The sequence below is a fragment of the Paraburkholderia sp. BR13444 genome (assembly GCF_040948755.1).
GTDB classification, from domain to species: Bacteria; Pseudomonadota; Gammaproteobacteria; order Burkholderiales; family Burkholderiaceae; genus Paraburkholderia; species Paraburkholderia youngii.
Genome location: NZ_JBFPKM010000068.1, coordinates 1 through 255 on the forward strand (window position 1 = coordinate 1; position 255 = coordinate 255).

Annotated in this window: 1 pseudogene; it reads left to right on the forward strand. The window is 60.4% G+C overall.

Annotated features, from left to right (window positions below):
* Positions 1-255 (forward strand): annotated as a pseudogene (locus AB3X95_RS39015) (IS5/IS1182 family transposase); the annotation flags it as partial.

Below are 255 nucleotides of genomic sequence, written 5' to 3' on the forward strand. Positions count from 1 at the left end.
ACGCGCCGCACCTGGCGCGTCAGATTGGCCGCTACGCGCATGCGAAGCAGTACAAGCGCATGAAGAAGGCGCTGCGCACGTTGCGCTCGCGCGTTGGGCGGGTGATGCGTGATGTCGAGCGTCAGCTTGATTCAGTCGCCGACACTGGGCGCATCGCGCTGCAGGAATTGATCAGCCGCACGAGGCGGATCCTGTCTCAGAAGCAGAAGGACAAAAACAAGCTGTACGCACTGCATGCTCCAGAAGTTGAGTGTT